The organism is Empedobacter sp. UBA7248 (genome assembly GCF_002472945.1).
GTDB lineage: Bacteria > Bacteroidota > Bacteroidia > Flavobacteriales > Weeksellaceae > Empedobacter > Empedobacter falsenii_C.
The window spans coordinates 133,477-153,644 of the sequence record NZ_DKSU01000003.1; the positions used below are offsets into that span (position 1 = coordinate 133,477).

Sequence of the window (20,168 nt, forward strand, 5' to 3'; positions counted from 1 at the left end):
AAAAACCCTTTCCGAAAATTTCAGAAAGGGTTAAAGTTATATAAAAAAATCTTTTAGTTTACTGTCTCAGTTTCCTCTACAGATTCTTCTTTTTGAGTATTTGGTAATTCTCCTTTGAATAAGAACGAAATGATTTCTTTGTTCACTGTATCCAACATTCTTTGGAAAATATGGAAAGACTCTTGTTTGTAAACAACCAACGGATCTTTTTGTTCGTAAACCGCATTTTGAGACGTTTTACGTAAATCATCAACATCACGTAAATGTTCTTTCCAGTTATCATCAATTAAACTTAATACAACTGATTTCTCGAAATCTTTGATTAAAGTTTTTCCTTGAGATTCGTATGCTTCTTTCAAATCACAAACAACTGTCATTTGACGAATTCCGTCTGTAAATGGCACTTGAATACGAGAGAACATATGTCCTTGATTTTCGAAAACATTCGAAATTACTGGGAAAGCTGTTTCTGCAACATATTTCATACGTGCTTTGTAATCTTCAATTGCTGCGTCGTACGTAATATTTGTTAAATCTTTGATTGATTTAGATCTAAATTCATCTTCTGTAACAGGAGTTCCCATTGTAAAGAATTTAATTAAATCTAATTCATATTGACCAAAATCTTCGAAATCTTTGTTAGATTTCACAACAGAAGCTGCAACATCATAAATCATGTTTGCAATATCAACTTCCAAGCGATCTCCGAATAATGCATTGTGACGACGTTTGTAAATTACTTCACGTTGTTTGTTCATTACATCATCATACTCTAACAAACGTTTACGAATACCGAAGTTGTTTTCTTCTACTTTTTTCTGTGCACGCTCGATAGATTTTGTAATCATAGAATGTTCAATCACATCTCCATCTTTGTGTCCCATACGGTCCATTAATTTTGCAATTCTTTCTGAACCGAATAAACGCATTAATGAATCTTCTAATGAAACAAAGAATTGAGATGATCCTGGATCTCCTTGACGACCAGCACGACCACGTAACTGACGGTCTACACGACGAGAATCGTGACGTTCTGTACCAATAATTGCTAAACCTCCAGATTCTTTTACTTCTTTCGTCAATTTAATATCAGTACCACGACCAGCCATATTGGTTGCAATAGTTACAGCTCCTGGTTTACCAGCTTCTGTTACAATATCAGCCTCGCTTTTGTGTAGTTTTGCATTTAAAACATTGTGATTAATTCCACGTAATTTTAAAGCTTTTGATAATAATTCAGAAATCTCAACATTAGTTGTACCAACTAAAACTGGACGTTTGTCATCTTGAGATAAACGGACAATTTCCTCGATTACTGCTTTATATTTTTCACGATTTGTTTTGAAAACAATATCATTTTTATCGTTACGTAAAATTGGGCGGTTTGTTGGAATAGAAACAACATCTAATTTGTAAATTTCCCAGAACTCACCTGCCTCAGTTTCCGCTGTACCAGTCATACCTCCTAACTTGTTGTACATACGGAAGTAGTTTTGTAATGTAATTGTTGCAAACGTTTGTGTAGCTGCTTCAATTTTTACATTCTCTTTTGCTTCAATTGCTTGGTGCAATCCATCAGAATAACGACGACCATCCATAATACGACCTGTCGATTCGTCAACAATTTTCACTTCACCTTCCACCACAACATACTCGATATCTTTTTCGAATAATGTATATGCTTTTAACAATTGGCTTAATGTATGAATACGCTCAGATTTGATTGAGAAGTCACGGAAAAATTCTTCTTTCATTTGAAGAATTTCTTCTTTCGTTTTTCCTGAATTTTCAATCGCTCCAATATTTGTCGAAACATCTGGTAAAATGAAGAAATTTTCATCTTCCATACCTTTAGACAAATACTCGATTCCTTTATCTGTTAAATCTGATTGATTTTGTTTTTCATCAATAACAAAGTATAAATGCTCATCAACTTTTGGCATTTCACGGTTATTATCCTGAATAAAATGCGCTTCTGTTTTTTGTAATTGAGCACGAATACCATCTTGAGATAAGAATTTGATTAATGGTTTGTATTTTGGTAAACCACGGTAAACCTGGTATAATTTGAAACCACCTTCTTTTAAATCTCCTTGTTTGAATAATGTTTTTGCTTCGTTCAATGTTTTTCCTAACATCTCACGTTGCATTTGATATAAACGATCAATTTTTGGTCTTAATACATCAAATTCGTGACGATCTCCTTGTGGAACTGGACCAGAAATAATCAATGGTGTACGAGCATCATCAATTAAAACTGAATCGACCTCATCGACAATCGCAAAATTTAATTCACGTTGTACCAAAGCATCTGGAGTGTTTGCCATATTGTCACGTAAATAATCGAAACCAAATTCATTATTTGTTCCATAAACAATATCAGATGCATACGCATCACGACGTCCTGGAGAGTTTGGTTGATGATTATCGATACAATCTACTGATAAACCATGGAAAGAGAAAATTGGACGCATCCACGCCATATCTCGTTTTGCCAAGTAATCATTCACCGTTACTAAGTGAACTCCACGACCAGTTAATGCATTTAAGTAAATAGGTAAAGTTGCAACCAAAGTTTTACCTTCCCCTGTTTGCATCTCCGCAATACGACCTAAGTGTAAAGCTGTACCACCAATAAACTGAACATCGTAATGAGACATATCCCATGTTACTTGACGACCAGCTGCATCCCAAGAGTTTTTCCAGATTGCAGTGTTATCATCTTTAAGAGAAACGAAATCGTGTCCACGATTAACCAAAACTTTATCAAACTCAGAAGCTGTCACTTCTAACGTTTCGTTTTCAGTAAAACGTTTACCTGTTTCACGCATTACAGCGAAAGCTTCTGGTAAGATTTCTAATAAAATCTTCTCCTCTATTTCGTAAGCTTCTTTATTGATTTTGTCGATTTTAGCATATAAATCTTCTTTTACACCAAAATCTTCTGTTTCCTCAACTTGTTTTTTTAACTCCTCAATTTGAGTTTTAAGATCTTTTGTAGCTTCAACTAATTGAGCTTTAAATCCATCTGTTTTTTCTCTTAATTCATCAATTGATAATGAACTAAGCTTTTGACCAGCTTCATTCGCTAAGTCAACATATTTTCGTAATTCTTTTACATCTTTGGCATTCTTATCACCTAAGAAACCTTGTAAAATTTTGTTTAAAATATTCATATTTTTCTGCGTTCTTCGTCAAAATTAGCCACAATATATTTGAGACTAATTAAGATGCAAATATACGTTAACTATGTTAGTTATAGATTATAGAATCGAAAAAAGCCCCAATTTGGGCTTTTTTATTTTTAATATTCGTCCTCGTTCCAAAGGAAATCGTCGTCCGTTGGATAGTCAGCCCAAATTTCTTCAATGCTTTCGTAAGAATCTCCTTCATCCTCAATAGATTGTAAGTTTTCTACAACTTCCAAAGGTGCACCAGTACGAATTGCGTAATCAATTAATTCATCTTTTGTTGCTGGCCAAGGTGCATCACTTAAATAAGATGCTAATTCTAAAGTCCAATACATAGCTTATATTTTTTATTATTAGTAGAGACAATTAAACTCTAATTTATTTTCTAAAATTTGATTTTTTGCAAATCAAATAATCTGCCAAAGTCAAACTGTCAGTATTTATGTTAAAATTAAATTTTTTCGTTCTCTATATTTATTTAATTTTATGCCTAAATATAACGAAAATGGACACGAATATAACAAAATTATTTGCAATAAAATACCCAATTATTCAAGGTGGTATGATTTGGAATAGTGGTTGGCGATTAGCGTCAGCTGTAAGTAATGCTGGAGGACTAGGTTTAATAGGTGCTGGAAGCATGTATCCTGATGTTTTACGCGAGCATATAAAGAAATGTAAAGCTGCTACAAATCATCCTTTTGGCGTTAATGTTCCAATGCTTTATCCGAATATTGAAGAAATTATGCAGATTATTGTGGAGGAAGATGTAAAAGTTGTTTTTACTTCTGCTGGAAATCCAAAAACGTGGACAGAAACTTTAAAAAAAGAAGGAATAACTGTTGCGCATGTTGTCAGTAGTGCCAAATTTGCACAAAAATCACAAGATGCAGGTGTCAATGCTGTCGTGGCAGAAGGTTTTGAAGCTGGTGGACATAATGGCAGAGAAGAAACGACTACACTTTGTCTTATTCCGAATGTGAAACGTCAAATCGATATTCCGTTAATTGCTGCTGGAGGAATTGGAACAGGTTCTCAAATTTTGGCAGCATTTGCATTAGGTGCAGATGGAGTACAAATTGGTTCTCGTTTTGCTGCAACGCAAGAATCGTCTGCGAATCAAGCTTTCAAAGATGTGATTGTAAATGCTCAAGAAGGTGATACGCAACTTACATTGAAAGAATTGGCTCCTGTTCGATTAATTAAAAACGAATTTTATACACAAGTTCAAGAAAAATATCAACAAGGCACAACCACTGAAGAATTGAAAGAGCTTTTGGGTAGAGGCCGTTCTAAGAAAGGAATGTTTGAAGGTGATTTGGTGAATGGAGAATTAGAAATTGGTCAAGTTTCTTCATTAATAGATTCTATTCCGACAGTTGCAGAAGTTTTTGACGACTTATTAGTAGATTATCAAGTTGCAAAAGATAAATTAATTCGATTATAACCATCATTTAACTTTTAAACAATATAAAAAAAGCTGTCAAAATTTGACAGCTTTTCGTTTTATAATCTTCCTTGTTCTTTTAATTTCCAATAACGCATTAGTCCATTAACAGACATCCAGCATGGATTGGCATATTCATACACCTGAATTTGATCTTCTGTCAAACCTAAATCTTTATAGTTTTTTGTGACATGATCAACAAAAACTGGGACAATTTCTTCGGTCAGAATTTGATCATCATACATTGGTTTGATATAATTTGACCAATCATCCAACGATTTTTCTAATTGATCAAAATGATTTTCTAAATCTTCGTGATAGCCATAATGCGTCGGATAAATTCCTTTTGCATTAATTTTTTTCAATTTAGCAATCGATTCTTTCCACAATTCGATATTAATATCTGGTGGCGGACAAGGCGGCACAACAGGTCCGTTTTCGATCTTCACTCCTGCTACATCACCTGTAAAAATAACATCATCCAACACATAAGCATTGTGATGAACAGCGTGTCCAGGCGTATAAACAGTCTGAAAAACAGCATCGCCAAACTCAACACTTTGTCCATCTGCCAAACCAACCAAATATTCTTCGTCAATTGGTTTCATTTCTCCCCACAAACGATCCATATCATCGCCATAAATCATTTTTGCAGATTCCCACAATTTCTCAGGATTTTTCAGATGTGGTAAACCAATCGGATTTAAGAAAATTGTTGCGCCATGTTCTGTAAATTTCCATGCAGCACCAGCATGATCAAAATGAATATGTGTAATTAATATGTTTTCGATATCGATTACTCGCCAACCTAACGCTTCGATTCCCGCTTTCAAATTTTCAAAAGTTGAATATGGTCCTGGATCAACCAAAATTGGTCCTTGTTCTGTTTCGATTAAATAAGTTGCGATTGCTTCGTTTTCATTCTGAAAATTAAGATCGATTGTATGTATTTTTGGCATGTTATAATATTTCTTCTATGGTATAATTGATTCCATTAAATTCTAATTTATCTCCAGCTCGTTTTCCAACTAAAGCATCAAAAATGGGTGCTTGCGTACTAATCCCAACAAACTTTTTATTTTCCCATTCAAAATCTTTGAAAGATAAACCAATTACAAAATTCACTTTATCTGTAAACACAACATTTCCTTCTGTAATTTCGTCAATCAATTCAGGTTTTAACGCTTTGAAATTTTCTAAATCTTCAGTTGCTTGATTGATACGAACTCGTAAACTTCTCGCTGCATCAGTTGACTGACTCTGTTGCGCAAAATCATCTAACTCTAAACTTGATTCTTCGTCTAAATCTGCACCTTCTGCATAAATTCGTTCAGATTCTTTCAACGCATTAATTTCATCTTGTTTCAATTGAATTAAATGTTGAATAACATCTTTTCTGATATGTTTTTTATTCATTTTTGTAGTTTTATATTAGTATAAACTTACAAAAAATAAAAAAATCCTAAAAGTATTTTCAGGAGTTTTATCGTTTAATTAAGATATTCGGTAATGTAATCTTCTAATTCGAATTTTGTCATGGCTTGATCATGGAAAACCTTTTTCTCGCCTTTATTATAAATGATTGTTACAGGAATATTTCCTGCCCATTTCGAATCAAATGACGGAATCCATTCATTCATTCGTTTGGTATCATCCAACAAAACAACTTCTGCATTTATCTTATTGTCAAGCATAAATTTCTTTACTTTATCGATAATTTTTGGTCGATCCAACGAAACCAACAACATCTTGAAATTTGGATTGTCTTTGTATTTTTCATTAATTTCCATAAACGCTGGAATCTCCTCTACACAAGGCGCACACCACGTTGCCCAAAAATTAACCACCACAACTTGATCTTTATAATTTGCTATTTTTTCGTGCAAAGCTTCATATTTTACCGTTTCTACAGATTGTGCATTTACAGTAGAAAAAGCCAAAATTCCCATTAAACCTAGGAAAGAAAATAGTTTCATATTTATTTTTTAAAAATATTTGTTCAAATTTATAGAACAAGAATCAATCCAAGCTATTTTTCTCGAAATTTTGTTGAATAGAATATTAAACCGATTTTTGTAAAAAAATAATCAATTTGTTTTCAAAAGAAGATGCTTATCGCATAAAAAAGGATTTTTGGATTTCGTATGGAACGTATATGAAATTGCAAATGAATGCCGAAGGAACGCGTATTAATTGGATAAATTACAAAACGGATGTAAAAGGTGTTTATTTTAGAACAGATGTCGAACGCAAGTTTGCGGAGGTTTCTATTGAAATTTCACATCCAGATCCGTCCGTTCAACTGATGATTTATGAACAGTTTGAGGAATATGAAAATGTTTTGGAAAGTTATCTTGGCGAAAAATGGATTTGGACAAAAGAAGATTATGACGAAGATGGAAAAATGATTTCGACGATAAAAATGCGTTTAGAAAACATTAGTATTTTTAGAGAGACTGATTGGCCGCAAATTATTCCGTTTCTAAAAGATCGAATGATTAATTTGGACGAATTTTGGTGCGATCACAAAGATAGTTTTGAGATTTTCAAAGAATTATAAAGCAAAAGAAGCTCAATATTGAGCTTCTTTTTTATTTCAGTTTAAGCAATTTCGCACGTAAAATTCTCGATTTCTAATAATTCATTCGTTTCTTCCAAAACTTCGTTTCGTTGTTCTTTAGATAAGTTTAATGAATCTAAAAACTTATTATTTTGTTGTAAATCTTTCACCAAAATGCATTCTTTTGACAAAAGAACTTTTTCTTGTTCTGGCGTCAAAGTCGTTAAACACGTAATTGGATATAAAGCCGCATTATCAACCAAATATTTGATACTATTTGTTTCAGGATAATCCCAAGAAATCAATCCAATTCCATAATAATTTGCAAAATCTATACTATCCGTCGTTAAATACGCATTCGTTACCAAGAAACCTTTTGTTGGTTTCATATCTCGTCCAAAAAAATGATACGTATGACTTTCTACATCTTTCATTCGCGATAAAAAATACATCGGCGTTGTCACCGAAATTTTGGCATCTTCGTCATTTCTAAATTTACATTCACAGAAAAGCAATTGATCTCCCTTAGAAGCCACCACATCTATTTCGTGCGTCACCGCATTTCCTTGCACAATTTCCGAATGCAACGATTGATATCCTGCTGCTTGCATCACTTTTCCAATCCACTTTTCGAAATAATAACCTTCTGGTCCCAAATCTCTCAAAGCTCGTTTTAGGCTATAACGCGCTGCATACGAATTTCTATAATTTTTGAGATGAGCAAAAGCTATACGATACAATTCTCTTGTCGGAATTCCGTCATAAAGATCTTTCGAAACTAATTCGAAAACTTCTTCAACTTCCTCTTTTTTTGCACCAGATTTCGTTAATGAACGTTTTAAAGCTTTTGGATCATATGGGATTAACTCGCCCGAGTTTTTCTTTACTAACATATATTAAGGTTGAATTTTATTCTTAACGAATTTAAATAATTCTGATTAAAATACCTCAAAAGTTTAAATTCTAAATAAAGGTTATCTTTGCAAAAGTTTTAAAATCAATACATGAAATTAGATACATTTTTACAAGAAAGAAGTGGTAACCAATGCGAATTGACGGGTGTTACAGAAAATTTAGCTATTTATGAAGTAAATCCTGATGCGAGTAGCAATCCTGATCGAAATGTTTACATTACACAAAAATGTATCAACCAAATTGAAAAGAAAGAGGAATTAGATGCTTCATTTTGGGAATCATTTTTACTTTCTTCTATGTGGAGCGAAATTCCTGCTGTACAAGTGATTTCTTGGCGAATGCTAAATCGTTTTAGAAACGAATCTTGGGCTGCTGATGCTTTGGATATGATGTATTTGGATGACGAAAATATGGAGTGGGCAAAAGCGTCTGGTGATCACGAAGGTGACGGAAGTGTCGATTTGCACAAGGATAGCAACGGAAATATTTTGGTGAATGGAGATACGGTGACATTGATTAAAGACTTAGATGTAAAAGGTTCTTCTATCAATGCAAAAATTGGAACTGCTGTAAGAAATATTCGTCTAGTTCATCATAATACCGAACAAATTGAAGGTAAAGTTGACGGACAATTAATCGTTATTTTAACGAAGTTCGTGAAGAAGCAAGCATAAAAAAATCCACTCAGTTGAGTGGATTTTTTGTTTTTATCTAATTCTTTTATAAATTTCAACTCCTTTAGCAGTCTCTATTTTCAATACATTATTATTGATACTAAATTTTCCTTTAAGAATAATTTCAGGAGTTTGATTTTCCTCTTGCATTCCTTTTAAATAAATTGAATCTTTTTCAAAATCATACATTCCTGAATTAATTGGTTTAAATGTAGAATTATTCACTTTTAGAAATGTATTAGCAGATTCAAAATAAATTCGTTCATTATTTTCTACATTTTCCCAAGCTCCAAAAAATTGATTTTGACTTAAAAATTTATCTTTTAACGTTGTAATCAAAACAAAGAATCCAATGAAAACTAGAGGAATATAGATAAATTTCAGTTTACTTATTTTATTGATTTTAGCAGTTCTTTGCTCCTCAAATAAAGGAGGAGTTTTAAAAAAATATTTAATCAATTCCTTATAATCAGACAGAAAAACAAATAACGCCATCATCGTTAAAACGACTGCCATTCCTTTTGCCCCATCAATATCATAAGCAAAATCCATCAGCAAAATATTAACCATAAACGTTAAGAAAATAATGATTCCAATTCTTGTTGTTTGCCTAAAAAATAAAAGCAAAGAACTGATAATTTGCATTGAGGCGATGATTAAACCATACCAATATGAATAACCATAATAAAACCACGTAAGTTCAAATCCTGAAAGATTTCCTATTGGTTTGTCATAGACGCTTGGTTGCGATATAAATTGAGTTTCAAAAATTTTTGCAAAAGCGTAAGAAATAATCATGGTTGCTAAAAAATAGCGACAAAATGTATAAGTAAAATAGTGAATCTTTTTCCAATTGATCATGTAACAATAATTTATTAGCTAAACTATTTTAATAAAAAGATTCAAAATTGTAAGAATGTAAACTAATCAAAAAATTTCAAAAGTGTGTCCTTTTCTAAATCAACTTCCTTAAAAAATTGATTTGGTTTTAGTTTTGTAATTGATTTGAAATCTTTGATAAAATGTGATTGATCGTAATAATCATTTGATGACAATTCAGTTAAATTTTTACTTTCTTTTTTATTGAGTAAAGAATTTCTGAATCGATACACTTTTCTATATTCAGAAGGAGATTTTCCTAAATGTTTCTTGAAAATTCGGTTCAAATATTGCCTTGAAATTGAATATTTAGTTGAAATATCTTCGATTTTAATTTCATTTTCAACATCTCTAATTATATTTTCCATAAAAGATAAATCAACTTCTATCAACTTTGAAATCAAATATTTTTCTAACTCAATTGCCTTTTCATTCCTCGTTAAATCAAATAATTTGGCAGAAAACTCTGTTATATCTTCAAACAAATTATAATCAATTAATGTCTTTTTACTTCCTGAATTAAAATTAGTTACATCAAAATGAAATATTCCTAATGGTTTAAAACAAATCGTAATTTCGTCGAACAAATTCGTATAAAAAATTCTCATCGGCTTCGAATAACTCAAAACCAAAGAACCAATAATCGTATTATCGTCAGAAAAACTAAGAAAAATATTCTCTTTTTCCTCCTTTACAATGGTATTTTTATTGATTGTATAAAAGATATTATTATTCGGAAATGTCTCATATTCTACACTTTCAGATTGCTTATCTTCTTGTATAAAATAGTATCCATCTACATATTTCTGTAAAATTTTATTTTTCGGCTTGTAGTATTCAATATTCATAATAGAAAGTCCGTAATCTCTTTAAATGTAAAGGTAATTTGAAACATTAAAAAAATCCTTAAAACTCATTTTAAGGATTTTTTGTATATCTAAAATTGAATTTATTTTTCTATTTCTTTCAAGTTTTCCATTTTCTTTGTTGCAAGAAAACCTTTGATATCTTCAAAATGTTCTTTGACACGTTTATTTCCAAACTCGAAAACTTTCTCTGCCAACCCATCTAAGAAATCACGATCATGGGAAACTAAAATTACCGTTCCTTCAAATTCTTTCAATGCATCTTTGATGATATCTTTTGTTTTCATATCCAAGTGATTTGTTGGCTCATCTAAAATCAAGACATTATAAGGCTCTAACAACAATTTTACCATTGCCAAACGCGTTTTTTCTCCACCAGAAAGCACTTTTACTTTCTTGTCGACATCATCACCTTTGAACATAAATGCGCCCAAAATACTTTTGATTTGTGTTCTGATATCACCTTCTGCAATGCGGTCTACAGTTTCGAAAATAGTTAAATCTTCATCTAATAAAGCAGCTTGATTTTGAGCAAAATATCCGATTTGTGCATTATGACCTATTTCTAATTTTCCTTCGAAATCAATTTCATTCATAATAGCTTTAATCATTGTTGATTTTCCTTCGCCATTTTTACCAACTAACGCTACTTTTTGTCCTCGTTCAATTACCATATTCGCATCTTTAAACACAATATGATCGCCATACGATTTATCTAAATTTTCGACTACAACAGGATATTGTCCCGAACGAGCAGCTGCAGGGAATTTCAATTTCAAAGCTGAAGTATCAACCTCATCAACTTCAATAATATCTAGCTTTTCCAACATACGAACGCGCGATTGCACTTGTTCTGTTTTAGAGAAAGTTCCACGAAAACGTTCGATAAATAATTTATTTTCAGCAATGAATTTTTGTTGTTCATCATAAGCTTTTTGTTGATGAATTCTACGATCTTGACGCAACACTAAATAGTCAGAATATTTGGCTTTGTAATCATAAATTCGCCCCATTGTCACTTCGATTGTACGATTCGTAATATTATCAACAAATGTGCGGTCGTGCGAAATCACCATAACAGCTTTGGCTTGATTTTTCAAGAAATCCTCTAACCATTGAATAGATTCGATATCCAAGTGATTTGTAGGCTCATCTAATAAAATCAAATCTGGTTTGCGCAAAAGAATTTTAGCCAATTCGATTCGCATACGCCAACCTCCCGAAAACTCAGAAGTTGATCGATCCAAATCTTCTTGCGCAAATCCCATTCCTTTCAAAACCTTTTCCACTTCGGCTTCGTAATTCACTTCTTCTATCGAATAAAATTTTTCACTGACTTCCGAAACGCGTTCGATTAACTTCATATAATCATCACTTTCATAATCAGTTCGTACAGTTAACTGCTCATTTAATTCATCAATTTCATTTTTCATTGATAAATATTCAGCAAAAGCTTTCGACGTTTCTTCGCGAACAGTACAATTATCTTCGGTCAACAAATGTTGTGGTAAATAAGCAATTACCGCATCTTTTGGCGCTGAAATATTTCCCAAAGAAGGTTTATTGATTCCTGCAACAATCTTAAGTAAAGTAGATTTTCCTGCTCCATTTTTACCCATTAAGGCAATTTTGTCATTTTCGTTTATCACAAAACTAACTCCACTAAACAACGTTGAAGAACCGAATTGAACGGCAATATCATTAACTGTAATCATAAATTTTATCGAATAATTGCGGCAAAGATAATCTTTTTCGAGTGAGAATAATTTAAATAAAAAAAGCTCGAGATAATCTCGAGCTTTAATATGTTGTAAAGAATTTCTTAAACTGTTAAATCTTCACCAATTTCTAATAAAATCAATTGAATATGGCGCGAAAAGAAAATAGATTTTGCTTCTGCTTTATCAATTTTAATTGGTGGAAATGTATCGTAATGATAACCCAAAACCTTAGTTGCTTGTACATATTCTGCCGCAATAGAAGCACTTTTTGCACCCATCGTAAAGTTATCTCCGATTGGTAAAATTGCTAAATCAAGTTGTCCAATTGTATCTGGAATCAACTTCATTTCGTACGTCAAAGCTGTATCACCAGCGATGTAAACACGCTTTCCTTCACTTTCGATAATGTAGCCATTTGGATCTCCTCCATACGTTCCATCAGCAAATGAACTCGAATGAAATGCAATCGTCGATTGAATCGAACCAAAGTCAAAACTAAATTTACCGCCCGTATTCATTCCGTGTGCTTTCAAACCTCTTTCCGAATAATAAGAAGCAATTTCTGCATTCGAAATAATCAAAGCGCCTGTTCGTTTTGCCAATTCTTCCACATCATACACATGATCTTGATGCGCATGCGTAATGACAATATAATCCGCTTTTAAACTTTTGAAATCGATGTTTTTTGCTAATTCATTTGGTGTAATAAATGGATCAACAACAATGTGTTTGCCGTTTGCTTCAATCGCAAGCGAGGCATGTCCTAAGTATTGAATTTTCATTATATATTTTTTTGTGATTAACGAATTAAAGTATCAATAAAATCGAAACCGATTAAGCTATATCCTAATAATACAGCGAAAAATAAAGCTAACATTGCTACTTGTTTCAAGAATGGATCGAAATCTTTTGGGTCTTTTACTGCGAAAATTTGACGACGAATGGCGTTCGCAAAAAAGATTAAAATTAAAAATACAAAACCAGATAATTTACCTTGTTTAAGTGGTGACATCGTTACATATAATGCGCTTAATGCAAAAGGAATCGTCATTAAAGCCATTTGGTAATATTTACTTTTTTGAAATCCTAATTTTGATGCAACCGTAATTTTATTGTTTTTGACATCATTTTTCACATCGCGCATATTGTTCAAATTTAACACTGCCACACTCCAACATCCCATCGAAGCTGCAGGTAATAAAATTTGCCATTGAAAAACTTTAGAATATAAAAATTCCCCGCCCGCAACAGCTAAAATTCCAAAGAATAAAAACACAAAAACATCACCTAAACCAATATATCCGTATGGTTTTTTTCCCATTGTATAAGCCATTGCTGCAAAAATAGACGCAACACCCAAGCCAAGAAAAATGTAAATATATTTCATATCATTTGGATAAAAAGAAACATACAACAATGCTGCAACGCAAACTAAAGAAATCGCAATCATAATTCCGATGGCAACTTTCATTTGGTTTTGTGTAATCAATCCAGATGCTACAGCACGCTGTTCTCCTACTCTATTTGCGTCTGTTCCTTTTACCGCATCGCCATAATCGTTTGCGAAATTTGATAAAATTTGGAAAGCCAAAGTTGTTAAAAGTGATAAGAAAAATATATCATTTCGAAAGATTCCTTCTGATTTTGCAATAAATCCAGCCAATAATAATCCACTCAAAGAAAGTGGTAATGTGCGAAGCCTTGCGGCTAATATCCATTTTTTCATACTGAACAAAGATAATGAAGATTTTACTTTTTTTATCATCGAAAATTGAAGTAATATTGCATAGAATTTATCTATTTCAACTACTAAAATGCCTCGTAAAAAGAAAACACAACAATCTATTTTTAATACATTAAAAAAAATCAAACTTTCGACTTATGTGATTAGTTTGCTGATTTTGTGTGTTATTTTTTTTGCGTATCGTTATCGCCATGGTATACATTACTATTTTTCTGTTGTAGAAAAATCGCTGAAAGGTGAAAAATTGGTTGATGATAAAGTTACAAAGTTTGATATCCGAAATATTGAGGTGATGGATAAATATTATCTCAAAACTTTTGGTGTTGATGTTTCGCATTATCAAGGAAAAATTGATTGGACGAAAATGCATACGATTTACAATTTGTATCCGATAAATTTTGCTTTTATCCGTTCTACGATGGGAACTTCGTCTATTGATGAGACTTTTGAAGATAATTGGGAAGGTGCTAAAAAAAATAATATTTTGCGTGGCGCTTATCATTTTTATCGTCCAGATGAAAATTCGACTTTACAAGCACAAAATTTTATCGCAAAAGTAAAATTAGAAAATGGTGATTTGCCTCCAGTTTTGGATATTGAAACCTTACCGAAAACACAATCTATGGATCGTTTGGTGGAAGGAATCAAGAATTGGTGCAAAATTGTTGAGGAGCATTACGATATCAAACCGATTATTTATACGTCGGACAAATATTTCGAAGATTATTTACAAGATCATTTTGATGGTTATATTATTTGGATTGCCAATTACAATTTTTGGGTGCAAGAAATGAAAGGTCATTGGGATTTTTGGCAATTTACCGAAAAAGCAACCATAGATGGTGTAAAACGTTATAAAGTTGATGTGAATATCTACAACGGAACCATTGATGATTTGGAAGGATTGACACTTTAGTTTTCTGGATAAAATTTCCTAAAATCTACATGATAAGCACTATCCCAATTTATTTTAGAAAAATCTTCGGAAGTATTATTGAATTTCACATCGGCTACCAAACGTTCGCGCGTTGAAAGTGGACGATAAGTGTAACGTAATTTAGTATTTATCAGATAATTTCTTAATTTTTGAAGCTCTTTACTTTTAATTGAATCTTTATTTATTCCTATAATAATAGATTTTGGAATTCTTCTATCTTTTTCAGTTTTCTGTTCAATTCTTTTAATAAAATCAATTATTGTATCTGATTTTATTAGAATTAAATCTTTCTTTTTAACTTTAAATAGCTCTGTGATTTTTTTATCATTAAAATTCGATAATGCTTCGGTTCCGCACATTTCATCATAAGGAAACTCATTATTATAATAGTAGATTAAAGTATCATTATAAAATATAAATTGATCTTCAGCAAAATCAAAAGGAGGTTCTGGTATTAAAGAATCTTTACTATAATAATCATCTAAAGCTTTCTCGTACTTTCTATAAGAAAACGAAGAATCTGCATTCATTCCCATTGCCAAAATCTTTTGATTAATAGAATCTTGACGCAATTTATCGAGTTCATCTTGCGATAATTCTCGCTTACAACTTAACAAAACAAATCCTAAAAGTAAAAAGTAAACAATAGATTTCATTGATAATTATTTTCTTAAAGATAACAAAAAAGCGAATCGTTTGATTCGCTTTCCTTTATTTTAAAACCTTTACTTCTCCATTAATATATTCATAATCCCAAGTTGATGTCGAAATTCCAAGCGAAGGCTTGCCTTCTTCATCATATTGAATCGTTTCCATTTTTCTAAAATTATTTTTCGATAAAGACTTGTAGTATAAATCTAAAAATAAACTTAAATTCTGAAAAGGATTTTGAGATTGATCATAATTAGAAAACGTAGTCACATTTCGTTTTTTTATTTTATAATCAATGAATGGAGAGACGATATCATTGTAATCATGTGTTGATTCACGAAAAACTAAACTGTCTAAATTTCCATTTTTACTGAAATAAAAATCTCGACGACTTCTCAAATCATTTTTATAATTATTATCTGAAACCAATAAATCAATATGTTTTATTTGATTATTCTCGTAAGTATAAACGTATTTTTCTGTGTAATTCGGTTTATTTTCATAAGTAAAAATTCCTTCTAAAATTTGTTTTCCATTAAGGTTGTAAGTCAGCAAATCTTTCGTTGTATAACCTTCCATTTTCGAAATTTTATTTAAAATAGCTTGATTACCAGAATAAGTAATTTGAGTTTCTATCAATTTAGAAAAAATATTATCGTATCCAATAGAGTTATAAACTGCTATCCATTCGCCTATTCTTTTTGTAACTTGGTTATTTTGATACTCTAATTTTATCGTATCCATTCCAGTTGTTGTCGCAACAAAATACCCTTTAGGATAAGTTGTAAAAGAATTATTGTCTATAGGAATAGTTTCTTCATCATCGTTACAAGACCAAATCAAAAATAGTGGCAATAAATACAGTAGCTTTTTCATTGTGTTAATTTCTGTAAAAATAGTAAACTATTTAAAATTTCTAGTTTAATTATCCAATGTTACTTTTCGAATAGGTTTGATGAAAAATGCAATTAAAATTACGGTTAAAATTGTCATTGTTCCACCAAAAATAATTCCTGGAACTAACCCTAAAAATGTTGCGGCAATTCCACTTTCTAAAGCTCCTAATTCGTTAGAAGAGCTCACAAATATTGAATTGACAGATGAAACACGACCTTTCAAATTTTCGGGCGTTTTGATTTGTAAAATACTTTGACGAATTACCATCGAAATTGCATCAAAAGCACCTCCAAACATCAAAATAACAAAACATAAATACAGATTTTGACTAAATCCGAAAGAGATAATACAAACACCAAACATTGCGACTGCTCCCAATAATTTTGGCCCAACATTCCCTTTCAATAAACTTGGAATCATTGACAAGAAAAACATCATTATAATAGATCCAATTCCATGTGCTGAACGTAATAAACCAAAAGCTTCAGAACCTTGATTCAGTACTTTTTCTACAAAAGCTGGCAACAACGATTCTGCTCCACCAAAGAAAACCGCAAACATATCCAAACTCAAAACAGCTAAGATAATTGGTGTTCCCCATATAAATCTCAATCCTTCTTTGATACGTGTCATTGGCGATTCTGTTGATTCTGATTCAGATATTTCTGCTGGTTTTTTAGAGATCAACAATATCATGACCATCGAAATACACATAATTGTAAAAGCGGTTATCAAAGCAGCTTCAATACCAAATTTTGCTAAAATAACTCCTCCTGCCAAAGGCCCTAAAACTGATCCAATCATAAATGCAGACGAAGAAACTGGAATTGCTTTTGTATAGTTTTCTTTACGGACAACTAAAGCTAAAAGTGCAAATAAAGCTGGACCACTAAAAGATCTTGTCAATCCCAAAATGAAAAATGCAAAATAACAAATACCCAAATAGACAGGAATTCCTATTGCTTCTCTGACAGACGGAAAGTTAACAATCATCAATACAAAAGAAGCGGTCATGAAACAACCAATACTTCGTACCAAGATCATCCGTTTATCCAATTTATCAACCAATTGTCCCGCATAAAAAGCAGTTAAAAGAATTGGTAAAAACTCGGCTAAACCAATTAATCCAAGAAAAATTTCTTTCTGAGTGACTTTAAAAATTTCGTACGCAACAGATGTACTCTGAATAAATAAAGCAAAGATTAAGGAAAACCTTAAAAATATGAATGGAATAAATTCTTTATTTTTCCATACGGATGGAACTTTCTCCTCTGATGTCATTTTGTAATTTGAATTTTAAGTTTTTAAATGTACACTGATTTTATTCAAAACTACCTTGATTTTGGATAATAAATTTGTATAAAATCAAAAAAAATCTTCGCGCATTTCTACCCGAAGATTTTTGAAAGTTTATGATGTATTTTATTGTTTAATTTAAGCGAATTCTAATTGTTTTTTCTCCTCTAATTGAAGACGATATTCGTAAATGTCCTCAATTGTCAAAACAGTCATTTCATGTTTTTCGGCAAAATCTATAATTTGCGGAACTTTCGCCATTGTACCATCAACATTTGTCAATTCGCACAAAACTGCTTCATTCCCCAAACCTGCCAATTTTACAATATCAATGCTTCCTTCTGTATGTCCACGTCGCTCCATTACGCCTTTTGGACGAGCAATTAAAGGAAAAACATGTCCAGGACGATTAAGATCAGTCGGTTTTGCTTGAGGATGAGTCGCGGTTTTAATCGTTTGTACACGATCCGCAGCAGACACACCAGTTGTTACACCTTCTTTTGCTTCGATTGTAACTGTAAATGCTGTATGAAAGCGCGAATTGTTATTCTCCACCATCGGATTTAACTCCAATTCATTTGCTTTTTCTTGCGAAATACACAGACAAACAATTCCGCTACATTCGTGAATCATCAAAGCCATATCTGGTGCTGTAATGGTGGAAGCTGGAAAAATGATATCACCTTCGTTTTCGCGGTTTTCATCATCAATTAATAAAATTCCTTTTCCGTTTTGTAGATCTTTAATTGCATTTGCAATTCTTTCGTTGGCTGTTGAGCCAAATTGTGTGATTGTTTTCATTTGATTTTTGTTTTTATCATGAAACATCACTTCAGGGCGAAACACATTGTTAAGTAATAAGTTCAAAGTTGCGAGTCATGAGTTTTTTACTCAGAACTTAATACTTATCACTCATGACTTTCAGTTGTGTTCAATTTTCTTCTCTCATCCAGACTATACTGTCGGTTTTGGAGTTTCACCAAATCAGTCCCATAACAAAGTTAAAGGAGTCGCGGACTATTACCGCCGGTAAGGAATTTCGCCTTGCCCCGAAGAAAATTTCGTTTGTTAATACTAATTTTTTATTTGAAAAATTACCATAGACTTTCACGAACAAAGTTACAAAACCAAAATGAGTTATTTATAATGAATAAAGATTATTTTGTTTGCTATCAATTAAAATCATATCTTTATTAAAATACTAATTAAATGAAAAACAAAGCTTTAAAAATAATTCTAAAATTTAGTTATTACGCTTTATGCGGATATTTAGTTGGATTATTAATTTCATATATCTCACCAACTGGAACAAGCCAAAACGCACCCTTTACCTGTATAGTTGGATCAATGACTTTTTTATTTTTTAAAGATTATATCATTCCTTATTACAGAAGTCAAATTCAACAAAAATAGACTTTACAAATATTTCTCAACAATCGGTTTTATTTGATTTGCGATAAATTTATACCCTTTTTCATTTGGATGAATACCATCTTTTGAAAGATATTCTTCTTTAGTTGAATTAAAACGTGAGAAAATATCAATAAATTCTATTTGATTTTGAAGCGCTAAATCTTTTAGCTTTTGATTGAATAATTCAATTTTTTGAGTTGTACGAAATTTACATTCAGGAACTTTTATTCCATCAATCGTTTTAGAAATAGGTAAAATACTTATCACATAAATGTTAGCTGTAAATTCTTTTGCTTGAGAAATTACTTCAAAAACATTTGATTCGAAATTAGCGAGTGAAACCAATTCTACATCATTTTTTTCGGCCAAATCATTTGCGCCATAAAAAAAGAAAATTAGATTTTCGTCAGGAGAAAAGCGCGCTTTTGTCTCAACTTCAAATCGCTTCATTAACCCTTCAGTTGTCTCACCTCCTATTCCGAGATTAAAACAATTAACTTCATTTACATTGTTGTTATAAAATTCTGCATGACAATAACGTTTCAAAATTTCTACATAACCTCCCAAAACTCCGTCATATTCGCCGTAGGTAATACTATCACCAAAAAATAAGCAATTTGTCATTTTTATTGTTTTATCCAATTTAATTTTTCCATTTGATCAAGAATTAATTGAAATAATTTAAGATTAAGAATCATTTCATTATAATTCATCGAGCTGTAATTTGCAGCTAAATCATGTTCTCCATTCAAATATGGTTTTTCCCAAATCCCAAATTGATCTGTTATAAAAATATTCACTTCATTCATTTGTTTCAAATGAAAAATAATTTCATCCGTAAATAATTTTTGAAATTCTTGATTATTATTTGAAGAAAAAATAAACTTCTCATTCAAATCAGCATCAATTATATCTAACTTTTTTCGTCGCTTGATTATATTAACCAATGAATCTAAAAATTCCCTATTTTTAATTTC

The 20,168-nt window shown here is 31.6% G+C and carries 22 protein-coding genes and 1 riboswitch; of the genes, 5 read left to right on the forward strand and 17 right to left on the reverse strand.

The annotated features are described in order from the left end of the window. Positions 1 to 53: 53 nt before the first annotated feature. The gene (secA, locus tag B4A23_RS01615; protein WP_291116068.1) at positions 54 to 3,176 is read right to left on the reverse strand and encodes a preprotein translocase subunit SecA; all 3,123 of its coding nucleotides are present in this window, start codon (positions 3,174 to 3,176) and stop codon (positions 54 to 56) included. A gap of 128 nt (positions 3,177 to 3,304) precedes the next feature. Continuing rightward, positions 3,305 to 3,526 carry a DUF2795 domain-containing protein gene (locus B4A23_RS01620; RefSeq protein WP_019976296.1) on the reverse strand — a complete coding sequence of 74 codons (222 nt, stop codon included), beginning with the start codon at positions 3,524 to 3,526 and terminating at the stop codon, positions 3,305 to 3,307. Between the two features lie 170 nt (positions 3,527 to 3,696). On the opposite strand from B4A23_RS01620, the gene B4A23_RS01625 reads away from it, so the two are divergent. Beyond that, positions 3,697 to 4,638 (forward strand): NAD(P)H-dependent flavin oxidoreductase, encoded by a 942-nt coding sequence (locus tag B4A23_RS01625; RefSeq protein WP_291116071.1) that lies wholly within the window; start codon positions 3,697 to 3,699, stop codon positions 4,636 to 4,638. A gap of 59 nt (positions 4,639 to 4,697) precedes the next feature. Here the strand turns inward: B4A23_RS01625 and B4A23_RS01630 are convergent, their stop codons facing one another. The 3 genes from B4A23_RS01630 to B4A23_RS01640 all read right to left on the reverse strand — a co-directional run bounded on the left by B4A23_RS01630 (position 4,698) and on the right by B4A23_RS01640 (position 6,614). Beyond that, positions 4,698 to 5,597, reverse strand: a complete 900-nt coding sequence (locus B4A23_RS01630) for an MBL fold metallo-hydrolase (protein ID WP_291116074.1) — start codon at positions 5,595 to 5,597, stop codon at positions 4,698 to 4,700. Between the two features lies 1 nt (position 5,598). Further along, positions 5,599 to 6,054, reverse strand: coding sequence for a hypothetical protein (locus B4A23_RS01635; protein ID WP_291116077.1), 456 nt, complete (start codon positions 6,052 to 6,054; stop codon positions 5,599 to 5,601). Positions 6,055 to 6,128: 74 nt separating this feature from the next. Beyond that, on the reverse strand, positions 6,129 to 6,614 hold the full coding sequence (locus tag B4A23_RS01640; RefSeq protein ID WP_291116080.1) for a TlpA family protein disulfide reductase: 486 nt from the start codon (positions 6,612 to 6,614) through the stop codon (positions 6,129 to 6,131). 116 nt (positions 6,615 to 6,730) lie between these two features. Between B4A23_RS01640 and B4A23_RS01645 the strand changes: the two genes are divergently transcribed. Beyond that, positions 6,731 to 7,198, forward strand: coding sequence for a DUF4268 domain-containing protein (locus B4A23_RS01645; RefSeq protein ID WP_052217563.1), 468 nt, complete (start codon positions 6,731 to 6,733; stop codon positions 7,196 to 7,198). 41 nt (positions 7,199 to 7,239) lie between these two features. Here B4A23_RS01645 and B4A23_RS01650 read toward each other — a convergent pair whose 3' ends face one another. After that, a complete protein-coding gene (locus B4A23_RS01650; protein WP_286500854.1) occupies positions 7,240 to 8,091 on the reverse strand; it encodes an ATP cone domain-containing protein in 852 nt (283 codons plus the stop codon). Between the two features lie 111 nt (positions 8,092 to 8,202). Here B4A23_RS01650 and B4A23_RS01655 point away from each other — a divergent pair, with 111 nt between their 5' ends. Next, the gene (locus B4A23_RS01655) at positions 8,203 to 8,787 is read left to right on the forward strand and encodes a PhnA domain-containing protein (protein ID WP_291116084.1); all 585 of its coding nucleotides are present in this window, start codon (positions 8,203 to 8,205) and stop codon (positions 8,785 to 8,787) included. A 33-nt stretch (positions 8,788 to 8,820) separates the two neighbouring features. Here the strand turns inward: B4A23_RS01655 and B4A23_RS01660 are convergent, their stop codons facing one another. The 5 genes from B4A23_RS01660 to menA all read right to left on the reverse strand — a co-directional run bounded on the left by B4A23_RS01660 (position 8,821) and on the right by menA (position 13,979). Then, the gene (locus B4A23_RS01660) at positions 8,821 to 9,585 is read right to left on the reverse strand and encodes a hypothetical protein (protein WP_291116087.1); all 765 of its coding nucleotides are present in this window, start codon (positions 9,583 to 9,585) and stop codon (positions 8,821 to 8,823) included. Positions 9,586 to 9,710: 125 nt separating this feature from the next. Next, positions 9,711 to 10,514 (reverse strand): helix-turn-helix domain-containing protein, encoded by an 804-nt coding sequence (locus B4A23_RS01665; RefSeq protein ID WP_291116090.1) that lies wholly within the window; start codon positions 10,512 to 10,514, stop codon positions 9,711 to 9,713. A gap of 101 nt (positions 10,515 to 10,615) precedes the next feature. Next, positions 10,616 to 12,247: an ABC-F family ATP-binding cassette domain-containing protein gene (locus B4A23_RS01670; protein ID WP_291116093.1), complete on the reverse strand. Its 1,632-nt coding sequence runs from the start codon at positions 12,245 to 12,247 to the stop codon at positions 10,616 to 10,618. A gap of 107 nt (positions 12,248 to 12,354) precedes the next feature. After that, complete coding sequence (locus tag B4A23_RS01675; RefSeq protein ID WP_291074075.1) at positions 12,355 to 13,035, reverse strand: metal-dependent hydrolase; 681 nt, start codon at positions 13,033 to 13,035, stop codon at positions 12,355 to 12,357. Between the two features lie 17 nt (positions 13,036 to 13,052). After that, positions 13,053 to 13,979: a 1,4-dihydroxy-2-naphthoate octaprenyltransferase gene (menA, locus tag B4A23_RS01680; RefSeq protein ID WP_286511656.1), complete on the reverse strand. Its 927-nt coding sequence runs from the start codon at positions 13,977 to 13,979 to the stop codon at positions 13,053 to 13,055. A gap of 88 nt (positions 13,980 to 14,067) precedes the next feature. On the opposite strand from menA, the gene B4A23_RS01685 reads away from it, so the two are divergent. Next, entirely contained in the window at positions 14,068 to 14,913 is an 846-nt protein-coding gene (locus B4A23_RS01685; protein ID WP_291116098.1) for a glycoside hydrolase family 25 protein, read from the forward strand. On the opposite strand, the gene B4A23_RS01690 is transcribed toward B4A23_RS01685, so the two are convergent. The 4 genes from B4A23_RS01690 to ribB form a co-directional block, all read right to left on the reverse strand. Continuing rightward, the gene (locus B4A23_RS01690; RefSeq protein WP_291116101.1) at positions 14,910 to 15,590 is read right to left on the reverse strand and encodes a hypothetical protein; all 681 of its coding nucleotides are present in this window, start codon (positions 15,588 to 15,590) and stop codon (positions 14,910 to 14,912) included. The genes B4A23_RS01685 and B4A23_RS01690 overlap by 4 nt on opposite strands. Positions 15,591 to 15,645: 55 nt before the next feature. Continuing rightward, on the reverse strand, positions 15,646 to 16,461 hold the full coding sequence (locus tag B4A23_RS01695) for a hypothetical protein (protein ID WP_291116104.1): 816 nt from the start codon (positions 16,459 to 16,461) through the stop codon (positions 15,646 to 15,648). A 45-nt stretch (positions 16,462 to 16,506) separates the two neighbouring features. Beyond that, on the reverse strand, positions 16,507 to 17,763 hold the full coding sequence (locus B4A23_RS01700) for an MFS transporter (protein ID WP_291116107.1): 1,257 nt from the start codon (positions 17,761 to 17,763) through the stop codon (positions 16,507 to 16,509). Between the two features lie 153 nt (positions 17,764 to 17,916). After that, a complete protein-coding gene (gene ribB / locus B4A23_RS01705; protein ID WP_291116109.1) occupies positions 17,917 to 18,579 on the reverse strand; it encodes a 3,4-dihydroxy-2-butanone-4-phosphate synthase in 663 nt (220 codons plus the stop codon). A 132-nt stretch (positions 18,580 to 18,711) separates the two neighbouring features. After that, positions 18,712 to 18,839: riboswitch (FMN riboswitch) on the reverse strand. Positions 18,840 to 18,987: 148 nt separating this feature from the next. Between ribB and B4A23_RS01710 the strand changes: the two genes are divergently transcribed. Next, positions 18,988 to 19,191 carry a hypothetical protein gene (locus B4A23_RS01710; protein WP_291116112.1) on the forward strand — a complete coding sequence of 68 codons (204 nt, stop codon included), beginning with the start codon at positions 18,988 to 18,990 and terminating at the stop codon, positions 19,189 to 19,191. Between the two features lie 3 nt (positions 19,192 to 19,194). Here the strand turns inward: B4A23_RS01710 and B4A23_RS01715 are convergent, their stop codons facing one another. Continuing rightward, the gene (locus B4A23_RS01715; RefSeq protein WP_291116115.1) at positions 19,195 to 19,815 is read right to left on the reverse strand and encodes an SGNH/GDSL hydrolase family protein; all 621 of its coding nucleotides are present in this window, start codon (positions 19,813 to 19,815) and stop codon (positions 19,195 to 19,197) included. A 2-nt stretch (positions 19,816 to 19,817) separates the two neighbouring features. Further along, positions 19,818 to 20,138: a hypothetical protein gene (locus tag B4A23_RS01720; protein ID WP_291116118.1), complete on the reverse strand. Its 321-nt coding sequence runs from the start codon at positions 20,136 to 20,138 to the stop codon at positions 19,818 to 19,820. Positions 20,139 to 20,168 lie beyond the last annotated feature (30 nt).

Coding starts and splice junctions, on each gene's coding strand:
- B4A23_RS01660 (WP_291116087.1), bottom strand. CDS start 9,585: ATGATTATTTCTTACGCTTTTGCAAAAATTTTTGAAACTCAATTTATA.
- B4A23_RS01700 (WP_291116107.1), bottom strand. CDS start 17,763: ATGACATCAGAGGAGAAAGTTCCATCCGTATGGAAAAATAAAGAATTT.
- B4A23_RS01630 (WP_291116074.1), bottom strand. CDS start 5,597: ATGCCAAAAATACATACAATCGATCTTAATTTTCAGAATGAAAACGAA.
- B4A23_RS01715 (WP_291116115.1), bottom strand. CDS start 19,815: ATGACAAATTGCTTATTTTTTGGTGATAGTATTACCTACGGCGAATAT.
- B4A23_RS01685 (WP_291116098.1), top strand. CDS start 14,068: ATGCCTCGTAAAAAGAAAACACAACAATCTATTTTTAATACATTAAAA.
- B4A23_RS01650 (WP_286500854.1), bottom strand. CDS start 8,091: ATGTTAGTAAAGAAAAACTCGGGCGAGTTAATCCCATATGATCCAAAA.
- B4A23_RS01665 (WP_291116090.1), bottom strand. CDS start 10,514: ATGAATATTGAATACTACAAGCCGAAAAATAAAATTTTACAGAAATAT.
- B4A23_RS01675 (WP_291074075.1), bottom strand. CDS start 13,035: ATGAAAATTCAATACTTAGGACATGCCTCGCTTGCGATTGAAGCAAAC.
- B4A23_RS01635 (WP_291116077.1), bottom strand. CDS start 6,054: ATGAATAAAAAACATATCAGAAAAGATGTTATTCAACATTTAATTCAA.
- ribB (WP_291116109.1), bottom strand. CDS start 18,579: ATGAAAACAATCACACAATTTGGCTCAACAGCCAACGAAAGAATTGCA.
- B4A23_RS01655 (WP_291116084.1), top strand. CDS start 8,203: ATGAAATTAGATACATTTTTACAAGAAAGAAGTGGTAACCAATGCGAA.
- B4A23_RS01670 (WP_291116093.1), bottom strand. CDS start 12,247: ATGATTACAGTTAATGATATTGCCGTTCAATTCGGTTCTTCAACGTTG.
- B4A23_RS01710 (WP_291116112.1), top strand. CDS start 18,988: ATGAAAAACAAAGCTTTAAAAATAATTCTAAAATTTAGTTATTACGCT.
- B4A23_RS01640 (WP_291116080.1), bottom strand. CDS start 6,614: ATGAAACTATTTTCTTTCCTAGGTTTAATGGGAATTTTGGCTTTTTCT.
- menA (WP_286511656.1), bottom strand. CDS start 13,979: ATGAAAAAATGGATATTAGCCGCAAGGCTTCGCACATTACCACTTTCT.
- B4A23_RS01695 (WP_291116104.1), bottom strand. CDS start 16,461: ATGAAAAAGCTACTGTATTTATTGCCACTATTTTTGATTTGGTCTTGT.
- B4A23_RS01620 (WP_019976296.1), bottom strand. CDS start 3,526: ATGTATTGGACTTTAGAATTAGCATCTTATTTAAGTGATGCACCTTGG.
- B4A23_RS01690 (WP_291116101.1), bottom strand. CDS start 15,590: ATGAAATCTATTGTTTACTTTTTACTTTTAGGATTTGTTTTGTTAAGT.
- B4A23_RS01625 (WP_291116071.1), top strand. CDS start 3,697: ATGGACACGAATATAACAAAATTATTTGCAATAAAATACCCAATTATT.
- secA (WP_291116068.1), bottom strand. CDS start 3,176: ATGAATATTTTAAACAAAATTTTACAAGGTTTCTTAGGTGATAAGAAT.